This is a genomic window from Streptomyces shaanxiensis (genome assembly GCF_039537145.1).
Taxonomy (GTDB): Bacteria; Actinomycetota; Actinomycetes; order Streptomycetales; family Streptomycetaceae; genus Streptomyces; species Streptomyces shaanxiensis.
On the sequence record NZ_BAAAZY010000028.1, the window covers coordinates 375,696 to 392,529 of the forward strand.

Here is a 16,834-nt window from a genome sequence, read left to right on the forward strand (position 1 = left end):
CATGCGGCTCGACATCGAGGGCATCACGGTCGAGGCCGCCGGAGCGCGGCTGGTCGACGACATCCGACTCGCCGTGGACAGCGGGGCGTTCGTCGGGCTCGTCGGCCCGAACGGCAGCGGCAAGTCCACGCTGCTGCGGTGCGTGTACCGGGCGCTGCGTCCGGCCGACGGTGTGGTGCGGCTGGACGGCGACGACGTGCACGCCATGCCGCCCCGGGCCGCCGCCCGGGTGCTGGCCGCGCTGCCGCAGGAGTCGTCGGCCGAGTTCGACTTCACCGTCGCCGAGGTCGTGGCCATGGGGCGGCTGCCGCACCGGGACCGTACGGCCGCCTCCGACCGGGAGATCTGCGCCGCGGCCATGGACCGCACCGGCGTCGCCCATCTCGCCGACCGCGGGTTCCTCGCCCTGTCCGGCGGCGAGAAGCAGCGCGTGCTCATCGCCCGCGCGCTCGCCCAGCAACCGCGCGTGCTCGTCCTGGACGAGCCCACCAACCACCTCGACATCGCCCACCAGTTGGACGTGCTGTCCCTGGTGCGCACCAGCGGCCTGACCGTGCTGGCCGCCCTGCACGACCTCAACCTGGCCGCCGCGCACTGCGACGTCCTGTACGTCATCGCCGGCGGCCGTGTCGTCGCCTCGGGTACGCCACTCGACGTACTCCAACCCGACCTGCTCGCCGAGGTGTTCGGGGTCCGTGCCCATCCGGTACGGCACCCGGAGACCGGCGCGGTCCAGCTCCTGTTCGACCTCCTCCCCCAAGGACCCACATGCGCAAGCTCCTAGCCACCGCCCTCTGCCTCGCCGCGACGGTCACCGCGACCGGCTGCGGCGCCACGGTGGAGAAGTCGGCGGACGCCAAGTCGGCCGCGGTCACGCTCACCAACTGCGGCCGCAAGGTCACCTACGACCCGGTCCCCGAGCGCGTGGTCACCAACGACGTCGGCATCACCGAGCTGATGTTCGCCCTCGGCCTGGAGGACCGCATGGCCGGGTTCGCCATGCCGGACGACAAGGGCGACCTGACCGACGTCCCGTGGAAGGACGGCTACGACAAGGTCAAGTGGCTCTCCAAGGACCAGCTCACCAAGGAGAACGTCCTCGACGCCCGCGCCGACCTCGTCTTCGCCGGCTGGAACTACGGCTTCCGCGAGGACGGCGGCTTCACCCCCGACGCCCTGAAGAAGCTCGGCATCCCCTCGTACCTCCTCACCGAGTCCTGCCGCAACGGCCGTACGGAGACCTCGCGCGGCATCATGCCGCCGCTGGACGCCCTGTACGCCGACCTCACCAACCTCGGGAAGCTGTTCGGCGTGGAGCAGCGGGCCGCCACGCTGATCGCCGACTTCAAGAAGCAGGTCGCGCAGGTGAAGGCGAAGGCCCCCACGGGTGCCGACCGGCCCAAGGTGTTCCTGTACGACAGCGGCCAGGACCAGCCGTTCACCTCCGGCCGTTACGCCGCCCCGGAGCAGATCATCAGCGAGGCCGGCGGGATCAACGTCATGCACGACGTCGAGGACTCCTGGACCACCGTCGGCTGGGAGAGCGTCGTGCAGCGGGACCCGGACGTCATCGTGATCTGCGACTACGGCGATGTGAGCGCCGAGCAGAAGAAGAAGTTCCTGCTCTCCTACCCGCCCCTGCGGAACGTCTCCGCCGTCAAGCACAAACGGATCTTCGTCCTCGACTACGTCGACCTGGTCGAGAGCCCCCGCAACCCGTCGGCGATCGCCCGCCTGGGCGCCTATCTGCGGGCGGTGGCCGCCGAGCGCTGACCGCCGGAGCCCGACCGCTCGAAGTGGCTCGGCCTGCCGTCGCGATGGACGAGGCGGCCGAGACGCTGCGCCCTGGCGCGCGGCATGAGGGTCCAGGTGCCGTCGGGCTCGTGCAGGGCGGCGGAGTGCCAGGGGGTGGTCCAGGCGTCGGGGGCGTCCAGGAGCCGGATGCCGAACTTGGCGGCGCCGGCCGGCTGGGGATGGATCGAGAGGCGTACGGCGTACGGGTGGTGGTCGGCGATGAGGGCTCCCCAGGCGCGACTGCGCTGGATGACGCCGTACGCCCGTCTGCGGCACTCGCGTTGGAGGGCCGAGCGGGTGCCGTGGAAGTCTGCGGTGTCCTCGACGAGGAAGCGGGTGATGCCCCGGTACAGCGCCAGGGTGGGGGCGTCGGTGCGGACCTCGGCACGCAGGGCGTCCAGGGTGGGGGCGTAGCGGTCGTGGACGTGGGCGCGTTTGGTGTCGTGGGGGAGGTCGCCTAGGACGTCGCGCAGGTCGAAGACGGAGAGGTGGTGCAGGCCCGATTCCCGTATGAGTGCGCGCAGTTCGTCGGCGTAGGCGTCTATGTGGTCGTCGGGGACGCGGATCAGGTCGCCGAAGACATGGCCGTCGGAGCAGATGACGACGTGGGCGCCGGGCGGGTGGATCCGCCCGATCTCCGTGCACAGCGCGTCCAGGAAGGCGAGGGAGAGGCGTTCGCCCATGTCGGGAAGGTGGCCCAGGGTCTTGGCCGGGTTGGGCGACTTGCAGGGGAAGCCGGGCAGGGTGAAGACGATGGGGGCGCCTTCGCGGACGAAGTCGGTGATCCGGCGCAGTTGACCGGGGAACGCCTCGGCCGAGGCCCGGGCCCGGTCGGTCGTGCGGTGGTGCGGCAGGAGCAGGTTCAGGATCTGCGCGGCGGTGGTTGTGGGCAGGGGCGGGGTGTCCGGTGCCGTCGTCAGGAGCATGTCGTTCCTCCAGGGGGTGTGCGGGCAGGCCGGCATGGCGCCTTGGCGGGCAAGGCGCTGTCGTCAGGCCGGTGGGATCAGCCGGTCACGGTCAGGCGGGGGAATCAGCCGGTCGTCGGTCTCGCAGCCGTCGGCCTCACAACCGTCGGTCGTAGCCGACGGGCAGGTGGTTCGTGCCGCGGCCGAGGACTGCCGGGATCCACTCGATGTCCTCGTCCCTGATGGCGAGGTGCAGGCCGGGCAGACGCGTGAGCAGGGTGCCCAGGGCGATCTGGAGTTCGGCGCGGGCGAGGGCGGCGCCGGGGCAGAAGTGGATGCCGTGGCCGAAGGCGAGGTGCGGGTTGGGGCTGCGGTCGAGGTCGAGGGTGTCGGGGGCGGGGAAGCGGCGCGGGTCCCGGTTGGCTGCGCAGAGGGAGACGATCACGGAGTCGCCGGCCGGGACCTCGGTGCCGTGCAGGTCGCCGTCCTGGCCGAAGAAGCGCCAGGTGGTCAGCTCGAAGGCGCTGTCGTAGCGCAGGAGTTCCTCGACCGCGCGGGGCAGGAGGCCGGGGTCGTCGCGCAGGCGGGCGAGCTGGTCGGGGTGGCGGAACAGGGCGATCAGGGCGGTCGTGATCTGGTTCGTGACCGGTTCCTGGCCCGCCACCAGCAGCTGGAAGATCATCGAGTCCACTTCCGCCCGGGACAGCTCGCCCCGGTCGCGGGCCACGACGAGGCGGCTCAGCAGATCGTCGTCCCCGTGCTCGCGTTTGTGGGCGACGACCTCGGCGATGTAGCTCTCCAGACCGTGCAGCCGGGCTTCGTACAGCGGCCTGCCGGGATCCGTCGGCCCGACCGGCTGCACGACCTTGCCCCAGTCGCGGTCGAAACGCGCCGCCAACTCCCCCGGCAGGCCGATGACTTCGGCGAGCACCTGGAAGGGAAAGCGGGCGGCGAAGCCGGTGACCAGGTCGGCGGGTCCGGCCGCCGGAAGGGCGTCGACCAGCGAGTCGGCCAACTCCTGGAAACGGGGCCGCAGTTGTTCGACGCGACGCGGCGTGAAGGCGTCCGTCACCCAGCGCCGCATGCTGGTGTGCTTCGGCGGGTCCTGGTGGAGGAGATGGACCTGGAGCCGGGAGTGCTGCGGCTCGGGCATGATCGAGGCGCGGGCGCGCCAGCGGTCGTTGCCCCGGTCGTGGTTCTTGCCGAGGCGGTCGTCGTTGAGGGCGGCGTGGGCGGCGTCGTACCCGGTGACGAGCCACGCCCGGACGCCGCTGGGGAAGAGGACCGGGTGGACCGGCCCGGCCTCGCGCATCCGCTCGTAGAGGGGGTAGGGGTTGCTCTTGTACGGGCAGCCCATCAGCGGCACCGGGTCCGGAAGGGTGGCTTCGTCCGTCGTCTCGGGTTCCTGGACGGTCATGAACGGGACTCCTCAGAGGGCGAGTTCGGGCTTGTGGTGGTCCAGCCACAGGGCGAGGTCGACGACGCGTTCGAGGTGCAGGCGGTGGCCCCACTCCAGTCGCTCGGGCGGGGTGTCGAGGCAGGGCTTGACGCGGGTCTCGTCGGCCAGCGCCCGGACCTGCTCGACGGACAGCGCGTCGCGGGCCATGTCCTGCAGGCCGCGGTTGTAGTCGGGGTGGTGGGTGGCCGGGTAGTGGTTCTTGGGCCGGTGCAGAACCGAGTCGGGGGCCAGCCCCGTTCCGGCGGCGCGCAGCAGGCTCTTCTCGCGGCCGTCGAAGCTCTTCAGCGCCCAGGGCGCGTCGAAGGCGTACTGGACGAGCCGGTGATCGCAGTACGGAACGCGCACCTCAAGACCCTGGGCCATGCTCAACCGGTCCTTGCGGTGCAGGAGTTGGCGCAGCCAGCGGGTCAGGGACAGGTGTTGCATCTCGCGTTGCCGGTGCTCGGCGGGGGTCTCGCCGTCGAGGTGGGGCACGGCGGCCAGGGCGCTGCGGTAGGTGTCGTCGCGGAACTCACCGATGCGCAGGTCGAGTTCGGGGTTGAGCGGCATGGCGGCCTCGTCGCCGGTGACCAGCAGCCAGGGGAAGGTGTCTGCCGCGAGCACCTTGGGGTTGTGGAACCAGGGGTAGCCGCCGAAGACCTCGTCGGCGGCCTCGCCGGACAGGGCGACGGTGGAGTGCCACCGTATCTCCCCGAACAGCAGATACAGCGAGGTGTCCATGTCGCCGACGCCGATCGGCGAGTCGCGGGCGGCGACGACGGCCTTGCGGTGTTCGGGGTCGAGCAGGGCACGCGGGTCCAGTACGACCGTGCTGTGGTCGGTGCCGATGAAGGTGCCCGCCTCTGTGGCGTACGGGGTGTCGTGGCCGGTGCGCAGGACGTCGCCGGTGAAGTGCTCGGCCTGGCCGCTGTAGTCGACGGCGTAGGAGCGGATCCGGGCGTCCGGGCCCTGGCGCAGGCGGAGTTCGTCGGCGAGCAGGGCGGTCAGGACGGTGGAGTCGATGCCGCCGGACAGCAGGCTGCACAGCGGGACGTCGGCCTCCAACTGGCCGCGGGCGGCCCGACCGACCAGGGTCGCGACCCGGTCCACGGTGGCGTCCCGGTCGTCCTCGTGGACGCCTGCCTCCAGCTGCCAGTAGCGGCGCTCGCGGATACCGTCCCGGTCCAGGACGAGCAGGCCGCCCGGCTCGACCTCGCGTATGCCGGACCACACGGTCGGCCCGGTGTTGAACAGCAGGCTGTACGCCTCCCGCAGCCCGTCCGCGTCCACCCGGGGCCGTATCTCCGGGTGCCGGAAGAGCGCCTTGGGCTCGGACGCGAAGGCGAGGCCTCCGTCGACGGCCGCCCAGAACAGCGGTTTGACGCCGAGCCGGTCGCGCACCAGCAGCAGCCGCTCGGCACGCTCGTCCCAGACGGCGAACGCGAACATGCCGTCCAGATGGTCGGCGACCGCCTCGCCCCACTCGACATAGGCCCGCAGGACGACCTCGGTGTCGCTGCGGGTGCGGAACACATGCCCGCGACCCCGGAGTTCGGCTCGCAGCTCGTGATGGTTGTAGACCTCGCCGCTGCAGGTCAGGACCACGGTCGGCGCTTCGGGCCGGTCGGTCATCGGCTGGCCGCCGCCCGCGAGGTCGATGACGGCCAGGCGGCGGTGCCCGATCGCCGCACGCTCGCCGAGCCACACGCCGCCCGCGTCGGGGCCACGCGGGGCGAGGGTCGCGGTCATGGCCTCGATGACCGGGGCCTGGATGCGGGCGTCGTGGTGAAAGGACGCCCAGCCGGTGATTCCGCACATGGGAACTCCTGGATCAGGTCGAAACGGTGTCGGTGGTCCGCCCCGGCACGACGGCGGCCCGTCGGCCGGGCAGCGCGAGCAGGGGTACGGCGAGACAGGCCGCCGCGGCGGCGAGGGCCAGCCCCGCTCGCACTCCGTTGCCGGTCCCGGCCAGGGGCCACACGACCGTGGCCAGGGCCGGGCCGAGGGTGAAGCCGAGGCCGCGGGCGACCTGCACCGTCGAGCCGACCGTCGCGGTGCGACCCGGTGGGGCGGCGCCCATGAGCAGGGCCTGCGTCGGGCCTCCGTTGAGGCCCATGCCGACGCCGGCCAGCGCCAGCCGCCAGGCCACGTCGGGCGGGAACCAGGCATCACCCAGCGGGACCAGCAGAAGGAGGCCGGCCGCGGTGAGGACGGCGCCGGTGACCGCGACCCGCCGGAACCCGTACCGGTCGGCGAGCCTGCCGCCGAAGGGCCCGGCAAGCCCCATGCCGAGCGGGAAGGCGAGCACGGTCAGCCCGGTCGCGGTGGCGCTGACGCCGTCGTCCCGCTGGAGGTGCAGGGCGACGACGTAGTGCATGGCGGCGAAACCGGCCGCGAGCGCCAGAACCGCTCCGTGCGCGCGAAAAAGCCTCGCTGCTCGCAGAACTCCGGTCACCGGACGGCCGCCCGGCCCGCGCAGCCACCACCACAACGGCGGTACGGCACCGGCTGCGAGCAGCAGCCACGTCGGTTCCTCGGATCCCAGGGTCAGGGCGAGCAGCAGCGCGGACAGGCCGGCTGTCACCGCGAGCGCGTCACCCAGTGCCCGCTTGCCGGGTCCGCGCAGCGCACCGTCCCTGGGCATCGCCCGCCAGGCCACGGCCAACGCCAGCAGACAGAACGGGATCTTCACCAGGAACACCCAGCGCCAGCCAAGGTGGTCGAGGAGCAGCCCGCCCACCGCCGGACCGGTCACCGCACCCAGCGGGCCGAGCGTCGCCGGCACACTCATCGCCCGGCCACGCGCTTCGGGCCGAACGGCGCGGATGGCCAGCACCGGCATCAGCACGAACAGCACCGCCGCGCACGCGCCCTGCCCTACTCGAGCCGCGATCAGCCAGGCGGCCCAGGGAGAGAGGGCGGCCAGGGCACTGCACAGCGCGAAACCGGCGGTGGCCGCCAGCAGCGCGGGCCGCGTGCCCGTGCCGTCCAGCCATCGGCCGACCGGCAACAGCAGGGCGACGACCGGGAGTTGGTACCCCAACGCCGCCCACTGTGCCGTCGCGGCCGAGACGTGCAGGCCCGCGGCGATGTCGGCCAGCGCCACGTTGACGATGTTCATGTCCAGCATCGCCACGAACGACAACAAGCCCGCCACAGCCACGAGAACCCAGCGGTCCGTCACCCTCGCGCCCCCTCCCCCTCAAGACCGGCTGCCGGTCAGCAGCCTCGTTCCAGAGGTCGGGGACGCCGGGGGCCCAGTTCCCGGTCATGGCCGGAAATATGATGAAACGCGGAGTTGGATTTCGTACGGCCTGTACGGCCCTACTACCGGCCTGTACGGCCCTTCTACGGCCCGTACCGGTCCTTCTACGGCGGTCAGGCCGACACGATGCCGTCCAGCTTCCCGGACTTGGCCTCCGCGACCAGCGACGAGAACTGGTCCGCGCTCATCTGCACCCGCTGCCCGAAGTCGTCCGTGAGGACGACGCGGCGCTCGGCCGGGGCGGCGGGGTCGACGAAGAGTTGCGGACAGCCGCAGTCGCAGTTGCCGCAGAAGGTCGCCACCGGGTCCAGGCCGTTCATGCCGTCCACGCAGTGCTTGCCGTCCATGCCTTGGATGTCGCTCATAGTTCACAACCTTCGCGATCGTGGGCGCTCACCGGTGTGACCGCCCGGGACCAGCACCCGAGACGCCGCTCGGGGCCGACATGGGGATACCCGCGCCGTCCGGTCCGTCCACCGGAGACCGATGATCGAAGGCGATCAGCGGGTCGCCGGTCAGCGGATGCTCCGCCACGGCCGCCCGCACACCGAACACCGCGGCCAGCAGGGCGGGTTGGAGCACCTCACGGGGTGGGCCCGAGGCGACCACCCGGCCGTCGTGCAGGACGTGCAGCCGGTCGCAGACGGAGGCGGCGGCGTTGAGGTCGTGCAGCGACACCAGGGTCGTGCGGCGCCGGGCCCGCAGCAGGGCGAGCAGTTCGACCTGGTGGCGGACGTCGAGGTGGTTGGTGGGTTCGTCCAGGACCAGGACGTCCGGTTGCTGGGCGAAGGCGCGGGCCAGCAGCACGCGTTGGCGTTCGCCGCCGGACAGTTCCGTGAAGCGGCGCCCGGTGTGCCGGGCCATGCCGACGTCCGCGAGGGCGCGGGCGACGACGTCCCGGTCGGTGGCGTCCTCCCCGGCGAAGGCCCGCTTGTAGGGCGTACGGCCCATGGCGACGACCTCGCGGACGGTCAGCTCGAAGTCGCCGCCGCGCTCCTGTGGGAGGGCGGCGACATGGCGGGCCGACCGGGCCGGGGGAATCTCCCCGATGTCGGCCCCGTCGAGCAGCACCCGTCCGACGGTCGGCTTCAAGTGCCGGTACACGGTACGCAGAAGCGTGGATTTGCCGCTGCCGTTGGGACCGACGAGGCCGGTGATCTCCCCCTCGGCCGCGATCAGATGGGCGCCGGCGACGACCGTACGGCCGGCGTACGCGACGTGCAGGTCCTCGATGTCGATCCTCAACGTCCGCTCCCCCAGATCATCGACTTCCGCTCCCCAGACGCCGGTCGAGCAGATACAGCAGTGCCGGAGCCCCGATGAGCGAGGTGACCACGCCGACCGGCAGCTCCTGGGTGTCCATCGCCGTACGGCAGACGATGTCGACGACCACCATCAGCAGCGCCCCGAACAGCGCGGAGACCGGCAGCAGACGCCGGTGGTCGCCGCCGACGACCAGACGGCAGACGTGCGGCACCATCAGCGCGACGAAGGCGATCGCCCCCGAGACGGCCACCAGGACGCCGGTCAGCACGCTGGTCACCGTGAACAGTTCCCGCCGCAGCCGGGTGACGTCGACCCCGAGCCCGGCCGCGGTCTCGTCGCCCATCAGCAGGGCGTTCAGGCCCCGGGCGCGCCCTTGGAGGCACAGCCACCCGGCCGGTACCGCGACCGCGGGGACGGCCAGCAGCTCCCAGTTCGCCCCGCTGAGGCTGCCCATGAGCCAGAACAGCACGCTGTGGGTCTGCTGCTCGTCCCCGGCCCGCAACACCAGGTAGCTGGTGAACCCGGACAGGAACTGCCCGATCGCCACCCCGGCCAGCACCAGCCGCAGCGGCGCGAATCCGCCGCCCCGCCGGGCCACGGCCCACACGAGGGCGAACGTGGCCAGTGCTCCGACGAAGGCAGCCCCGGAGAGCCCGAGCGCCAGGGTCCCGCCGGCCCCGAGGCCGAGGACGATCGCGGCGACCGCGCCCAGGGAGGCGCCGTTGGAGATGCCCAGGAGGTAGGGGTCGGCCAGCGGGTTGCGCACCAGTGCCTGCACCGCCGTACCGACGAGTCCTAGCCCGGCACCGACCAGGGCCGCCAACAGGGCACGTGGGACGCGGAGTTGCCAGACGATCAGGTCGTCGGTGCCGGGGCGTGCGGCCTCGCCGGACAGGCGGCGCCCGACCACGCTCCACACCTCACCGGCCGGGATGGACGTCGAGCCCCAGGACACCGCCGCGGTGAGGGCGGCGAGCAGCGCCAGGGCGAGGGTCAGTGCCAGCGGTCCGGCAGGGACGGAACGGGTGCGCTCCTGCCGGTCCTGCCGGTCCAACCGGTCCCGCGTCTCCTTCCGGCGTGCCAGGGTGCCGATCATGGTCAGCCGACCTTGCCGGGGTACAGGGTCTTCGCGATCTCCTCGACCGTGTCAGCGTTGGTGACACCGGCGATGGTGGTCCGCTCGGAGCCGATGCGCAGGAAGCGGCCCTCCTCCGCGGCCTTCAGGCCCTTGGTGGCGAGGTTCGACTCCAGCCACCGCTGCGCCTCGTCGAACGCCTTCTCGTTCGCGGCCGCGCTGCCCCGGTCGCGCACACCGAGCTGGATCCAGTCCGGGTTCGTGGCGATCACGTCCTCCCAGCCGACCTGCTTGAAGTCGCCGTCGCAGTCGGCGAAGACGTTGCGGGCCCCGGCGAGGGTGATGACCGCGTTGGCGACCTGGCGGTTGCACACGGCCATGGGCTGCTTGGTGCCGGCGTCGTAGTCGAAGAAGAAGTACGTGGGCCGCTCGTCCTCCGGTGTTCCGCCCACCGCCTTCCGGACGGCGTCGACCTTCTTCTGCATCCCGTCGACGAGTTCCTTCGCCTTCGCGCTCGTCCCCGTGACCGCGCCGAGCGAGGTGATGTCGGCCTGGACGGCGGCGAGGTCGGTGACCGGGCCCTTGCTCGTCGCGGCGCAGGCCGTCGACTTCAGGAAGGTGTGCTTGATGCCGGCCGCCTCGAACTCCTCCTCGGTCGGGGCATCCCCCATTCCGCCGCCCATGTTCATCGAGGCGAAGGTGTCGATGTAGAGGTCGGCGCCGGAGCCGAGGAGCTTCTCCTTGGGGATGACGGTGTCGCTGAGCACCTTCACCCGCTGTGCCTGCGCGTCGAGTTCGCCGGGCAGCGTGCCCTTGCCGGGCGGGAAGCCGGTGCCGATCACCTTGTCCCCGGCGCCCAGCCGGAGCAGCAGTTCCAGGCCGGCGGCGTTGCTGGTGACGATGTTCTTCGGGGCGTCGGTGAAGGTGGTCCTGGCGCCGGCGCAGTCGGTGACGGTGACCGGGTACCCCGCGGAGTCGCCCTTGTCGCCCTTGCCGGCGGCAGGGTCCGCCTGGTCGCCGCAGCCCGCCGCCAGCAGGCCGCCGAGCACCGCGGCCGTCGTAGCCCGCCTCACACGAGAACGCATCAAAACTCCCCGAATTCACTGGATGCACGGGCGGATCTCCGCCGCCCGATCCAGTAGTCGGGGCGAACCCGGTGTCAGTTCCCGCCAGGGGGAACCGACACCGGGTTCCCGGTCAGGCGGCCACGGCAACCGGTTCGGCCACGGTCGCCGGGTCCGCCTCGGCCTCGGCTTCGGCTTCGGCCAGCAGTTCGACGAGGGTCGCCCGGGCGCGGGCCACGCGCGAGCGGACCGTCCCGACGGGGCAGTCGCTCATCTCGGCCGCCTCCGCGTAGGGCAGGCCCACCAGCTGGGTCAGGACGAACGCCTCGCGCCGCTCGTCGGGCAGCGCGTCCAGCAGGTCGAGCAGGGCGATGCCGTCGTCGAAGCCGGGCAGGCCGGTCGGCTGGGCGCGTTCCGCCAGCACCGTCCAGTCGTCGGTGTCGGACAGCCGTGGCCGGGCGGCCGCGTAGCGGTGGCTGTCGATCACCGCGCGGCGCGCGATGGACAGCAGCCACGCCCGCGCCGACGAACGGCCCTCGAACCGGTGCAGGCTGCCGAGCGCCCGCAGGAACGTGTCCTGTGCGAGGTCGTCGGCGGCCTGCGGGTCGGCGGACAGATGGGCCACATAGCGCACGACGTCGCGGTGCAGCGACCGGACGAACCGGTCGGTCGCGTCCAGGTCGCCGCCGCGGGCGGCGAGCGCCCAGGCGGTCGTGGACTCGTCGCAGGAGGCCGTTCTGGAGGGCGTGGACGGGTTGGAGGTGTTGTCCGCCTTCGTGTGCCTCACGCGAACCGCGCGTGAGGAGGGCAGGGCAGGAGTGATCACCTGAGTCCTTCTCGAGTAGTCCGGGCTCCGGTACGGCGAAGGGCGCAGCGGCGGGCACGACGGCGTCACCGCGGGGCACCAGGGCACGTGAGAGGCACGGGCACGCCGTACCGGAGGAGTCCGGGGTTGCGGGAAACGGCCGTACGGCAGGTACGGCCGAGGCCCGAGGCACGGTCGGCGTCGACGACGCGACAGCCGTATCCGTACGGCCTCGGGGAACCGGCTGTCTCAGACGACAGCGATCCCCGTGGGAGGCCCCCGAGAGGTGATCGTGTGGACGAGCGGCAGCAGCCGCGGCGCCCGGTCGGAACGAGCGCGCCGCGGACGCAGACGCGGGCGGTACGGCGGTGCGGGCAGGGTGAGCGACAGCCGCAGCGGGGCGGCCAGCCATCCGGCGACGGCCCGCAGGATGCGGAACGCCGCACGCTCGCCGTGGCCCAGCCACAGGCCGCACAGCAGCGCGGCGAGCGTGTGGGCGGCGAGCATGCCGAAGGAGGACATGCCGGCCATGTCGTGGCCCATGTCCATGGGGCCTACGGACATATGGCCCGCAAACATGTGGCTCGTAGACATGTGGTCTGCGGACATGTTGCTCATGCCCGTGTTGCCCATGTCCATGGAGCCCATGTGCATCGAGCCCATGGTGCCGGCGCCCATGTGCGGGGACGTGGAACCCATGTCGTGCCCGGTGACCGGACCCCCGGGGGCCAGGGACTGGGCGTACTCGAACGCAGCGTGCAGCCCACCCTGGGCGACGACCACGACGGACACGACCAGCGCAAGCCCGCGCTCCCGGCCGGCCAGGCACCAGCCCGCGCCGCCCGTGAGGAGGGCACCGGCCGCCAGCGTCCACCACGGGACCGCGGCGCCCGACATCAGGACGTGGCCGAGGGCAGCGAGCAGCACACAGACGGCCGCGAACATCGCGGCCCGTACCGTGCGCACACCCCACCCAGCAGTCATGACGGCCCTCATCCTCGCATCCTGGGCCCGCTCGTCACGGGTGGGTACGCACAACACCCCCATCCCGCACTCAAGCCCAGAAGAGTGATACAGGACACACAGCCACGAGGGAACCGCGCACGCACGCCGACCGACAAGTAAGGGTGAGGGGTCGACTGATCGTGCGGGGCCGGCTTACGAGTCCTCAGTCCTCGCCGGGGCGGACCACCACCGCCGACACCTCGACCCGCCCGCCGTGCTCGAAGTGCAGCGTGAAGGGGACGAGGTCACCCGCCCGCCACCCCGGCTTCGCCCGCAGCGTCACGTCCAGCCCGAACGGGGACATGGCGAGGCTGCCGCCGGCCGGGACCCGGGCCGAGTGGACCGTCTCCGCGTACGCCATGCGGCCGCTGGTCATGCGATGCCTGCTGAGCGTCCCCTCGCCGCCCACAGCGGACGACGTCACCTTCAGGAGCCGGTCGTCCGCGCCCCCGGTGTTGGTGATCCGGAAGAACGCGGCGGATTCACGGACGTCCCCGTACGGCAGGAAGACCCGTCCCTCGGTGACCGCGATCCGCGGTGGACTGCCTGCCGCCCCGGAGTTCACCCAGGTGGTCAGGCCGCCCAGAGCGACACTGCACGCGGCGATGGGGGCGAGTGCCGCGAGCAGGCCATCGCGGATGCGGCGGCGGGACGGGCGCCAGGGGCGGGACTCGGGCGTGTGATCGGACGTGTGCTCGGACGCGTACTCAGACGTGTACTCAGACGTGTGCTCAGACGTGTGCTCGGCCATGGGTATGTTCATCGGTCACGGCCCTCGGTGCCGGCGGGCTTCCGGTCCCGGCCCGCCCCATGCCCACGGCCCGCTCCATGCTCACGGCCCCGGGCAGGCGCCGGCTGCCACGCCCGCAGCCGCAGGCTGTTGCCCACCACGAGCAGCGAGCTCACCGACATGGCCACGGCGGCCACCATCGGGTTGAGCAGGCCGACCATGGCGAGCGGCACGGTCACCGCGTTGTAGCCGAAGGCCCACAGCAGGTTGGCCCGGATCGTGCCCAGGGTGCGCCGGGCGAGTCGTACCGCGTCGCCGAGCGCCTCGATGTCGCCGCGTACCAGGGTCACGTCGGCGGCCCCGATGGCCACGTCCGTGCCGGTGCCCATGGCGATGCCGAGGTCGGCTCCGGCGAGCGCGGCCGCGTCGTTGACACCGTCGCCGACGACCGCGACCCGGCGGCCTTGCTCCCTCAGCTCCCGTACGAGGTCGGCCTTGTCCTCGGGGGTGCAGCGCGCGTGCACCTCCTCGATGCCGAGCGCGGAGGCGACCGCCCGGGCCGGTGCCTCGCGGTCGCCGGTGGCGAGCACCGGGTGCACGCCGAGGCGCCGCAGCCGGTCCACGGCCCGGTAGCTGCCCGGACGTACGACGTCGCCGATCTCGACCAGCGCCTCCGTCGCCCCGTCGACCCGCACGAGCACCGGCGTGTGCGCGGCGGCCTCCGCCACCGGCAACGCGTCCGCCAGCGCCGCGGGCAACTCGTCGTCCGGCGCGAGGACTTCGACCAGTCGCCCCTCGACCCGGCCGCGCACGCCCCGGCCCGCCTCCGCGCGGAAGTCGCGCACCTCGGGCAACGGCTCTCGCAGGGTCCTGCGGGCGTACGCGACGACCGCGCGGCCCAGCGGATGCTCGGAGCCCTGCTCCACCGCCCCGGCCAGCCGCAGCACGGCCTCCTTGCCGAGCCCGCCGGGCACGGCCGTGACGCGGGCGACGCTCATGTGCCCGGAGGTGAGGGTGCCGGTCTTGTCGAGGACGACGGTGTCGATGTGCTGGAGCCCCTCCAGGGCCTGCGGGCCCCGGACCAGGACGCCGAGTTGGGCACCGCGTCCGGTGGCGGCCATCAGCGCGGTCGGGGTCGCCAGGCCCAGTGCACAGGGGCAGGCCACGACCAGGACGGCCACGCACGCGGTGATCGCCGCCTGCGGATCCGCCCCGGCGCCGAGCCAGAACCCGAGCACGGTGACGGCCAGCGCCAGCACCACGGGCACGAACACCCCGGCCACGGCATCGGCCAGGCGCTGCGCCCGCGCCTTTCCTGCCTGAGCCTCCGTCACCAGCCTTGTGATCCGCGCGAGTTGCGTGTCGGCGCCCACGGCCGTGGCCCGTACGAGCAGCAGCCCACCCGCGTTGACGGCACCGCCCACGACGGCCGAGCCGGGCCCGACCTCGACCGGTTCGCTCTCGCCGGTGACGAGCGACAGGTCCACGGCGGAGTTGCCCTCCACCACCGTTCCGTCAGTGGCCACCCGCTCACCGGGCCGTACGACGAAGACCTGCCCCGTCGCCAACTCCTCGATCGGGACGAGGCGTTCGGCTCCGTGCTCGTCGCGTACCGACACTTCCTTGGCGGCCAGGTGGGCCAGTGAGCGCAGTGCCGCACCGGTGCCGTGCCGGGCCCTTGCCTCCAGGAAGCGGCCGGCCAGCACGAACAGCGGGACGCCGACGGCCGCTTCGAGGTACAGGTGCGCGACGCCGTCCGCAGCCGACGTCAGCAGACTGAACGGCATCCGCATCCCGGGCGCGCCCGCACCGCCCAGGAACAGGGCGTAGGCCGACCAGGCGAAGGACGCCACGACTCCCAGGGAGACCAGCGTGTCCATGGTCGCCGTCGAGTGCCGCAGCCCGCGCAGCGCCCGCACATGGAACGGCCAGGCACTCCACACGGCGACCGGCGCGGCCAGTACGAAGCACAGCCACTGCCAGTTGCGGAACTGCCAGGCGGGCACCATCGACAGCACGAGCACCGGCACCGCGAGCAGCGCGGTGACCAGCAGCCGGGTGCGCTCCTGCCGGACCTCCTCGGACCCCGGCCCGCCCTCGGAGTCCTGCTCGTCCCGGTGCACCCGTTTCTTGGGCGGCTCCGGCAACGCGGCCGTGTATCCGGCCTGTTCGACCGTCGCCACCAGTTCCGCGGGGCGGACGTCCGGCGGATGGCTCACCCGGGCGCGGCCGGTGGCCAGATTGACCGTCGCGGTCACGCCCGCCAGCTTCGCGAGCTTCTTCTCCACCCGCCGCACACAGGCCGCGCAGGTCATTCCGCCCACGGTCAGATCCGTGACGGTCATCGGGGGTGCGGGTTCGGTCGCCATCAGCCGCCGCTCCCGTGCCGCATGTCCATGTCCCCCATCTCCCCGGTGTTCATGCCGCCTCCGCCCCCGTCACCGCTCGTTCCGGAGCGGTGCATGCCGGGCGCGACGGGACCGGCGGCGGTCCCGACGGCGTACGACACCGTGAAGATGAGGGCGAGCAGCAGCAGAAACCCGCAGAGGGCGGGCGGCACAAGTGGGCGTTGTTTCATCGACGGCCTCCTGACGCACGTACCGCTTCAGGAGTCGGGCGCGACGGGCGGGGAGTTCCCGGCCCCGCCGTCTCAGCGGGAGATCCCGGCCGTCGTCCTACGAAGCCGCGCCGCGACGGCTCCTGAACCACCAGACCCCGACACCGAGCACGACGACGGCCGCGCCGATGCCGATCGGCAGCGCCACCGGCATGCCGTCGTCGTCGCCGTCCGTGGCGTCCGCCGCGGTCTCCGAGGCCTCCGCCGAGGGAGTCGACGGCGCGCTGGTCGAGGGCTCCGCCGTCGTCGGTTCCTCGGTGCGAGTAGGGCTCACGGCCTTCGCGCCGGGGGCGGCGGCCTTCAGTTCGAGCTGCGGCGCGGGGTGGCCGTGCCCGTGGCCGTCGCCGGCGCTCTCCTCTTCCAGTTCGATCCAGCGGTCCACCTGGCCGTCGCTGTACGTCTGCAGGGTCTTGAAGACGAGCGTCTTGGTGTCGGGCAACTGCCGTACGGTGACGACGTACACGGCGTCCTCCCCGACCGCGAGCTTCGGCCCCGACACGGTGTAGCCGCGCTCGGTGGGGTCGAACTTCCAGCCCTTGGGGCCTTCCTTGTAGGTGATGTCGGACGGGGTGATGCCCTCGGGCAGGATCACCTCCAGCTTGCTGATCCCGGCGGTACCGGACTCCGACTCCGCGGTGAAGGTCAGCGCGACATCCTGGTCGAGCGCCCGGGCGCCCTCCGCCTCGACCTCGGCGTGCGCCGCGGCGGGTCCCGCGAAGGCGACGGCGGCCGCGAACGCGAACGCGGTGAGGGCGCCGGTGCGGCGCAGGCTGCGGGACAGGGTGGGGCGGGGCACGTGTGACTCCCTCGTACCGGTGATGTGGTCGCTGCATTCAAGCGCAGGGGAGTCCGCAAGGCGAGGGGCTCCCG

Annotated in this window: 16 protein-coding genes; 2 read left to right on the top strand and 14 right to left on the bottom strand. The window is 72.5% G+C overall.

What is annotated here, in order from left to right; genetic code table 11:
- The first annotated feature begins 1 nt into the window (after position 1).
- Both ABD932_RS39885 and ABD932_RS39890 read left to right on the top strand, forming a co-directional pair.
- Positions 2–784, top strand: a complete 783-nt coding sequence (locus tag ABD932_RS39885) for an ABC transporter ATP-binding protein (protein ID WP_345020864.1) — start codon at positions 2–4, stop codon at positions 782–784.
- The gene (locus tag ABD932_RS39890) at positions 769–1,773 is read left to right on the top strand and encodes an ABC transporter substrate-binding protein (RefSeq protein ID WP_345020867.1); all 1,005 of its coding nucleotides are present in this window, start codon (positions 769–771) and stop codon (positions 1,771–1,773) included. The genes ABD932_RS39885 and ABD932_RS39890 overlap by 16 nt, the downstream gene beginning before the upstream one ends.
- Here ABD932_RS39890 and ABD932_RS39895 read toward each other — a convergent pair.
- From ABD932_RS39895 to ABD932_RS39960, 14 genes are all read right to left on the bottom strand, one after another.
- Positions 1,743–2,720 (bottom strand): L-tyrosine/L-tryptophan isonitrile synthase family protein, encoded by a 978-nt coding sequence (locus ABD932_RS39895; protein ID WP_345020869.1) that lies wholly within the window; start codon positions 2,718–2,720, stop codon positions 1,743–1,745. The two genes, ABD932_RS39890 and ABD932_RS39895, sit on opposite strands and share 31 nt — an antisense overlap.
- Before the next feature lie 136 nt (positions 2,721–2,856).
- Complete coding sequence (locus ABD932_RS39900; RefSeq protein WP_345020871.1) at positions 2,857–4,116, bottom strand: cytochrome P450 family protein; 1,260 nt, start codon at positions 4,114–4,116, stop codon at positions 2,857–2,859.
- Between the two features lie 12 nt (positions 4,117–4,128).
- Positions 4,129–5,955, bottom strand: a complete 1,827-nt coding sequence (gene asnB, locus ABD932_RS39905) for an asparagine synthase (glutamine-hydrolyzing) (RefSeq protein ID WP_345020873.1) — start codon at positions 5,953–5,955, stop codon at positions 4,129–4,131.
- Positions 5,956–5,968: 13 nt separating this feature from the next.
- Positions 5,969–7,321 carry an MFS transporter gene (locus ABD932_RS39910; protein WP_345020874.1) on the bottom strand — a complete coding sequence of 451 codons (1,353 nt, stop codon included), beginning with the start codon at positions 7,319–7,321 and terminating at the stop codon, positions 5,969–5,971.
- 194 nt (positions 7,322–7,515) lie between these two features.
- On the bottom strand, positions 7,516–7,767 hold the full coding sequence (locus ABD932_RS39915; RefSeq protein WP_345020875.1) for a hypothetical protein: 252 nt from the start codon (positions 7,765–7,767) through the stop codon (positions 7,516–7,518).
- Between the two features lie 28 nt (positions 7,768–7,795).
- Positions 7,796–8,647 carry an ABC transporter ATP-binding protein gene (locus ABD932_RS39920; RefSeq protein ID WP_345020876.1) on the bottom strand — a complete coding sequence of 284 codons (852 nt, stop codon included), beginning with the start codon at positions 8,645–8,647 and terminating at the stop codon, positions 7,796–7,798.
- A gap of 16 nt (positions 8,648–8,663) precedes the next feature.
- A complete protein-coding gene (locus ABD932_RS39925) occupies positions 8,664–9,764 on the bottom strand; it encodes a FecCD family ABC transporter permease (RefSeq protein WP_345020878.1) in 1,101 nt (366 codons plus the stop codon).
- Positions 9,765–9,766: 2 nt separating this feature from the next.
- The gene (locus ABD932_RS39930) at positions 9,767–10,828 is read right to left on the bottom strand and encodes an ABC transporter substrate-binding protein (RefSeq protein ID WP_345020880.1); all 1,062 of its coding nucleotides are present in this window, start codon (positions 10,826–10,828) and stop codon (positions 9,767–9,769) included.
- A gap of 112 nt (positions 10,829–10,940) precedes the next feature.
- On the bottom strand, positions 10,941–11,594 hold the full coding sequence (locus ABD932_RS39935) for a sigma-70 family RNA polymerase sigma factor (RefSeq protein WP_345020881.1): 654 nt from the start codon (positions 11,592–11,594) through the stop codon (positions 10,941–10,943).
- Positions 11,595–11,861: 267 nt separating this feature from the next.
- Positions 11,862–12,596, bottom strand: a complete 735-nt coding sequence (locus ABD932_RS39940) for a hypothetical protein (protein WP_345020883.1) — start codon at positions 12,594–12,596, stop codon at positions 11,862–11,864.
- Between the two features lie 184 nt (positions 12,597–12,780).
- A complete protein-coding gene (locus ABD932_RS39945) occupies positions 12,781–13,380 on the bottom strand; it encodes a copper chaperone PCu(A)C (RefSeq protein ID WP_345020884.1) in 600 nt (199 codons plus the stop codon).
- On the bottom strand, positions 13,377–15,716 hold the full coding sequence (locus ABD932_RS39950) for a heavy metal translocating P-type ATPase (protein WP_345020886.1): 2,340 nt from the start codon (positions 15,714–15,716) through the stop codon (positions 13,377–13,379). Before ABD932_RS39950 ends, ABD932_RS39945 begins: the two co-directional genes overlap by 4 nt.
- Positions 15,716–15,925 carry a hypothetical protein gene (locus ABD932_RS39955; RefSeq protein WP_345020888.1) on the bottom strand — a complete coding sequence of 70 codons (210 nt, stop codon included), beginning with the start codon at positions 15,923–15,925 and terminating at the stop codon, positions 15,716–15,718. Before ABD932_RS39955 ends, ABD932_RS39950 begins: the two co-directional genes overlap by 1 nt.
- 97 nt (positions 15,926–16,022) lie before the next feature.
- Positions 16,023–16,760 (bottom strand): DUF1775 domain-containing protein, encoded by a 738-nt coding sequence (locus ABD932_RS39960; protein WP_345020890.1) that lies wholly within the window; start codon positions 16,758–16,760, stop codon positions 16,023–16,025.
- Between the last annotated feature and the right edge of the window lie 74 nt (positions 16,761–16,834).

What these genes read in the sequence shown, in the direction of transcription:
- ABD932_RS39885 (WP_345020864.1), top strand. Translation starts at nt 2, where the DNA reads ATGCGGCTCGACATCGAGGGCATCACGGTCGAGGCCGCCGGAGCGCGG.
- ABD932_RS39890 (WP_345020867.1), top strand. Translation starts at nt 769, where the DNA reads ATGCGCAAGCTCCTAGCCACCGCCCTCTGCCTCGCCGCGACGGTCACC.
- ABD932_RS39895 (WP_345020869.1), bottom strand. Translation starts at nt 2,720, where the DNA reads ATGCTCCTGACGACGGCACCGGACACCCCGCCCCTGCCCACAACCACC.
- ABD932_RS39900 (WP_345020871.1), bottom strand. Translation starts at nt 4,116, where the DNA reads ATGACCGTCCAGGAACCCGAGACGACGGACGAAGCCACCCTTCCGGAC.
- asnB (WP_345020873.1), bottom strand. Translation starts at nt 5,955, where the DNA reads ATGTGCGGAATCACCGGCTGGGCGTCCTTTCACCACGACGCCCGCATC.
- ABD932_RS39915 (WP_345020875.1), bottom strand. Translation starts at nt 7,767, where the DNA reads ATGAGCGACATCCAAGGCATGGACGGCAAGCACTGCGTGGACGGCATG.
- ABD932_RS39925 (WP_345020878.1), bottom strand. Translation starts at nt 9,764, where the DNA reads ATGATCGGCACCCTGGCACGCCGGAAGGAGACGCGGGACCGGTTGGAC.
- ABD932_RS39930 (WP_345020880.1), bottom strand. Translation starts at nt 10,828, where the DNA reads ATGCGTTCTCGTGTGAGGCGGGCTACGACGGCCGCGGTGCTCGGCGGC.
- ABD932_RS39940 (WP_345020883.1), bottom strand. Translation starts at nt 12,596, where the DNA reads ATGACTGCTGGGTGGGGTGTGCGCACGGTACGGGCCGCGATGTTCGCG.
- ABD932_RS39945 (WP_345020884.1), bottom strand. Translation starts at nt 13,380, where the DNA reads ATGAACATACCCATGGCCGAGCACACGTCTGAGCACACGTCTGAGTAC.
- ABD932_RS39950 (WP_345020886.1), bottom strand. Translation starts at nt 15,716, where the DNA reads ATGGCGACCGAACCCGCACCCCCGATGACCGTCACGGATCTGACCGTG.
- ABD932_RS39955 (WP_345020888.1), bottom strand. Translation starts at nt 15,925, where the DNA reads ATGAAACAACGCCCACTTGTGCCGCCCGCCCTCTGCGGGTTTCTGCTG.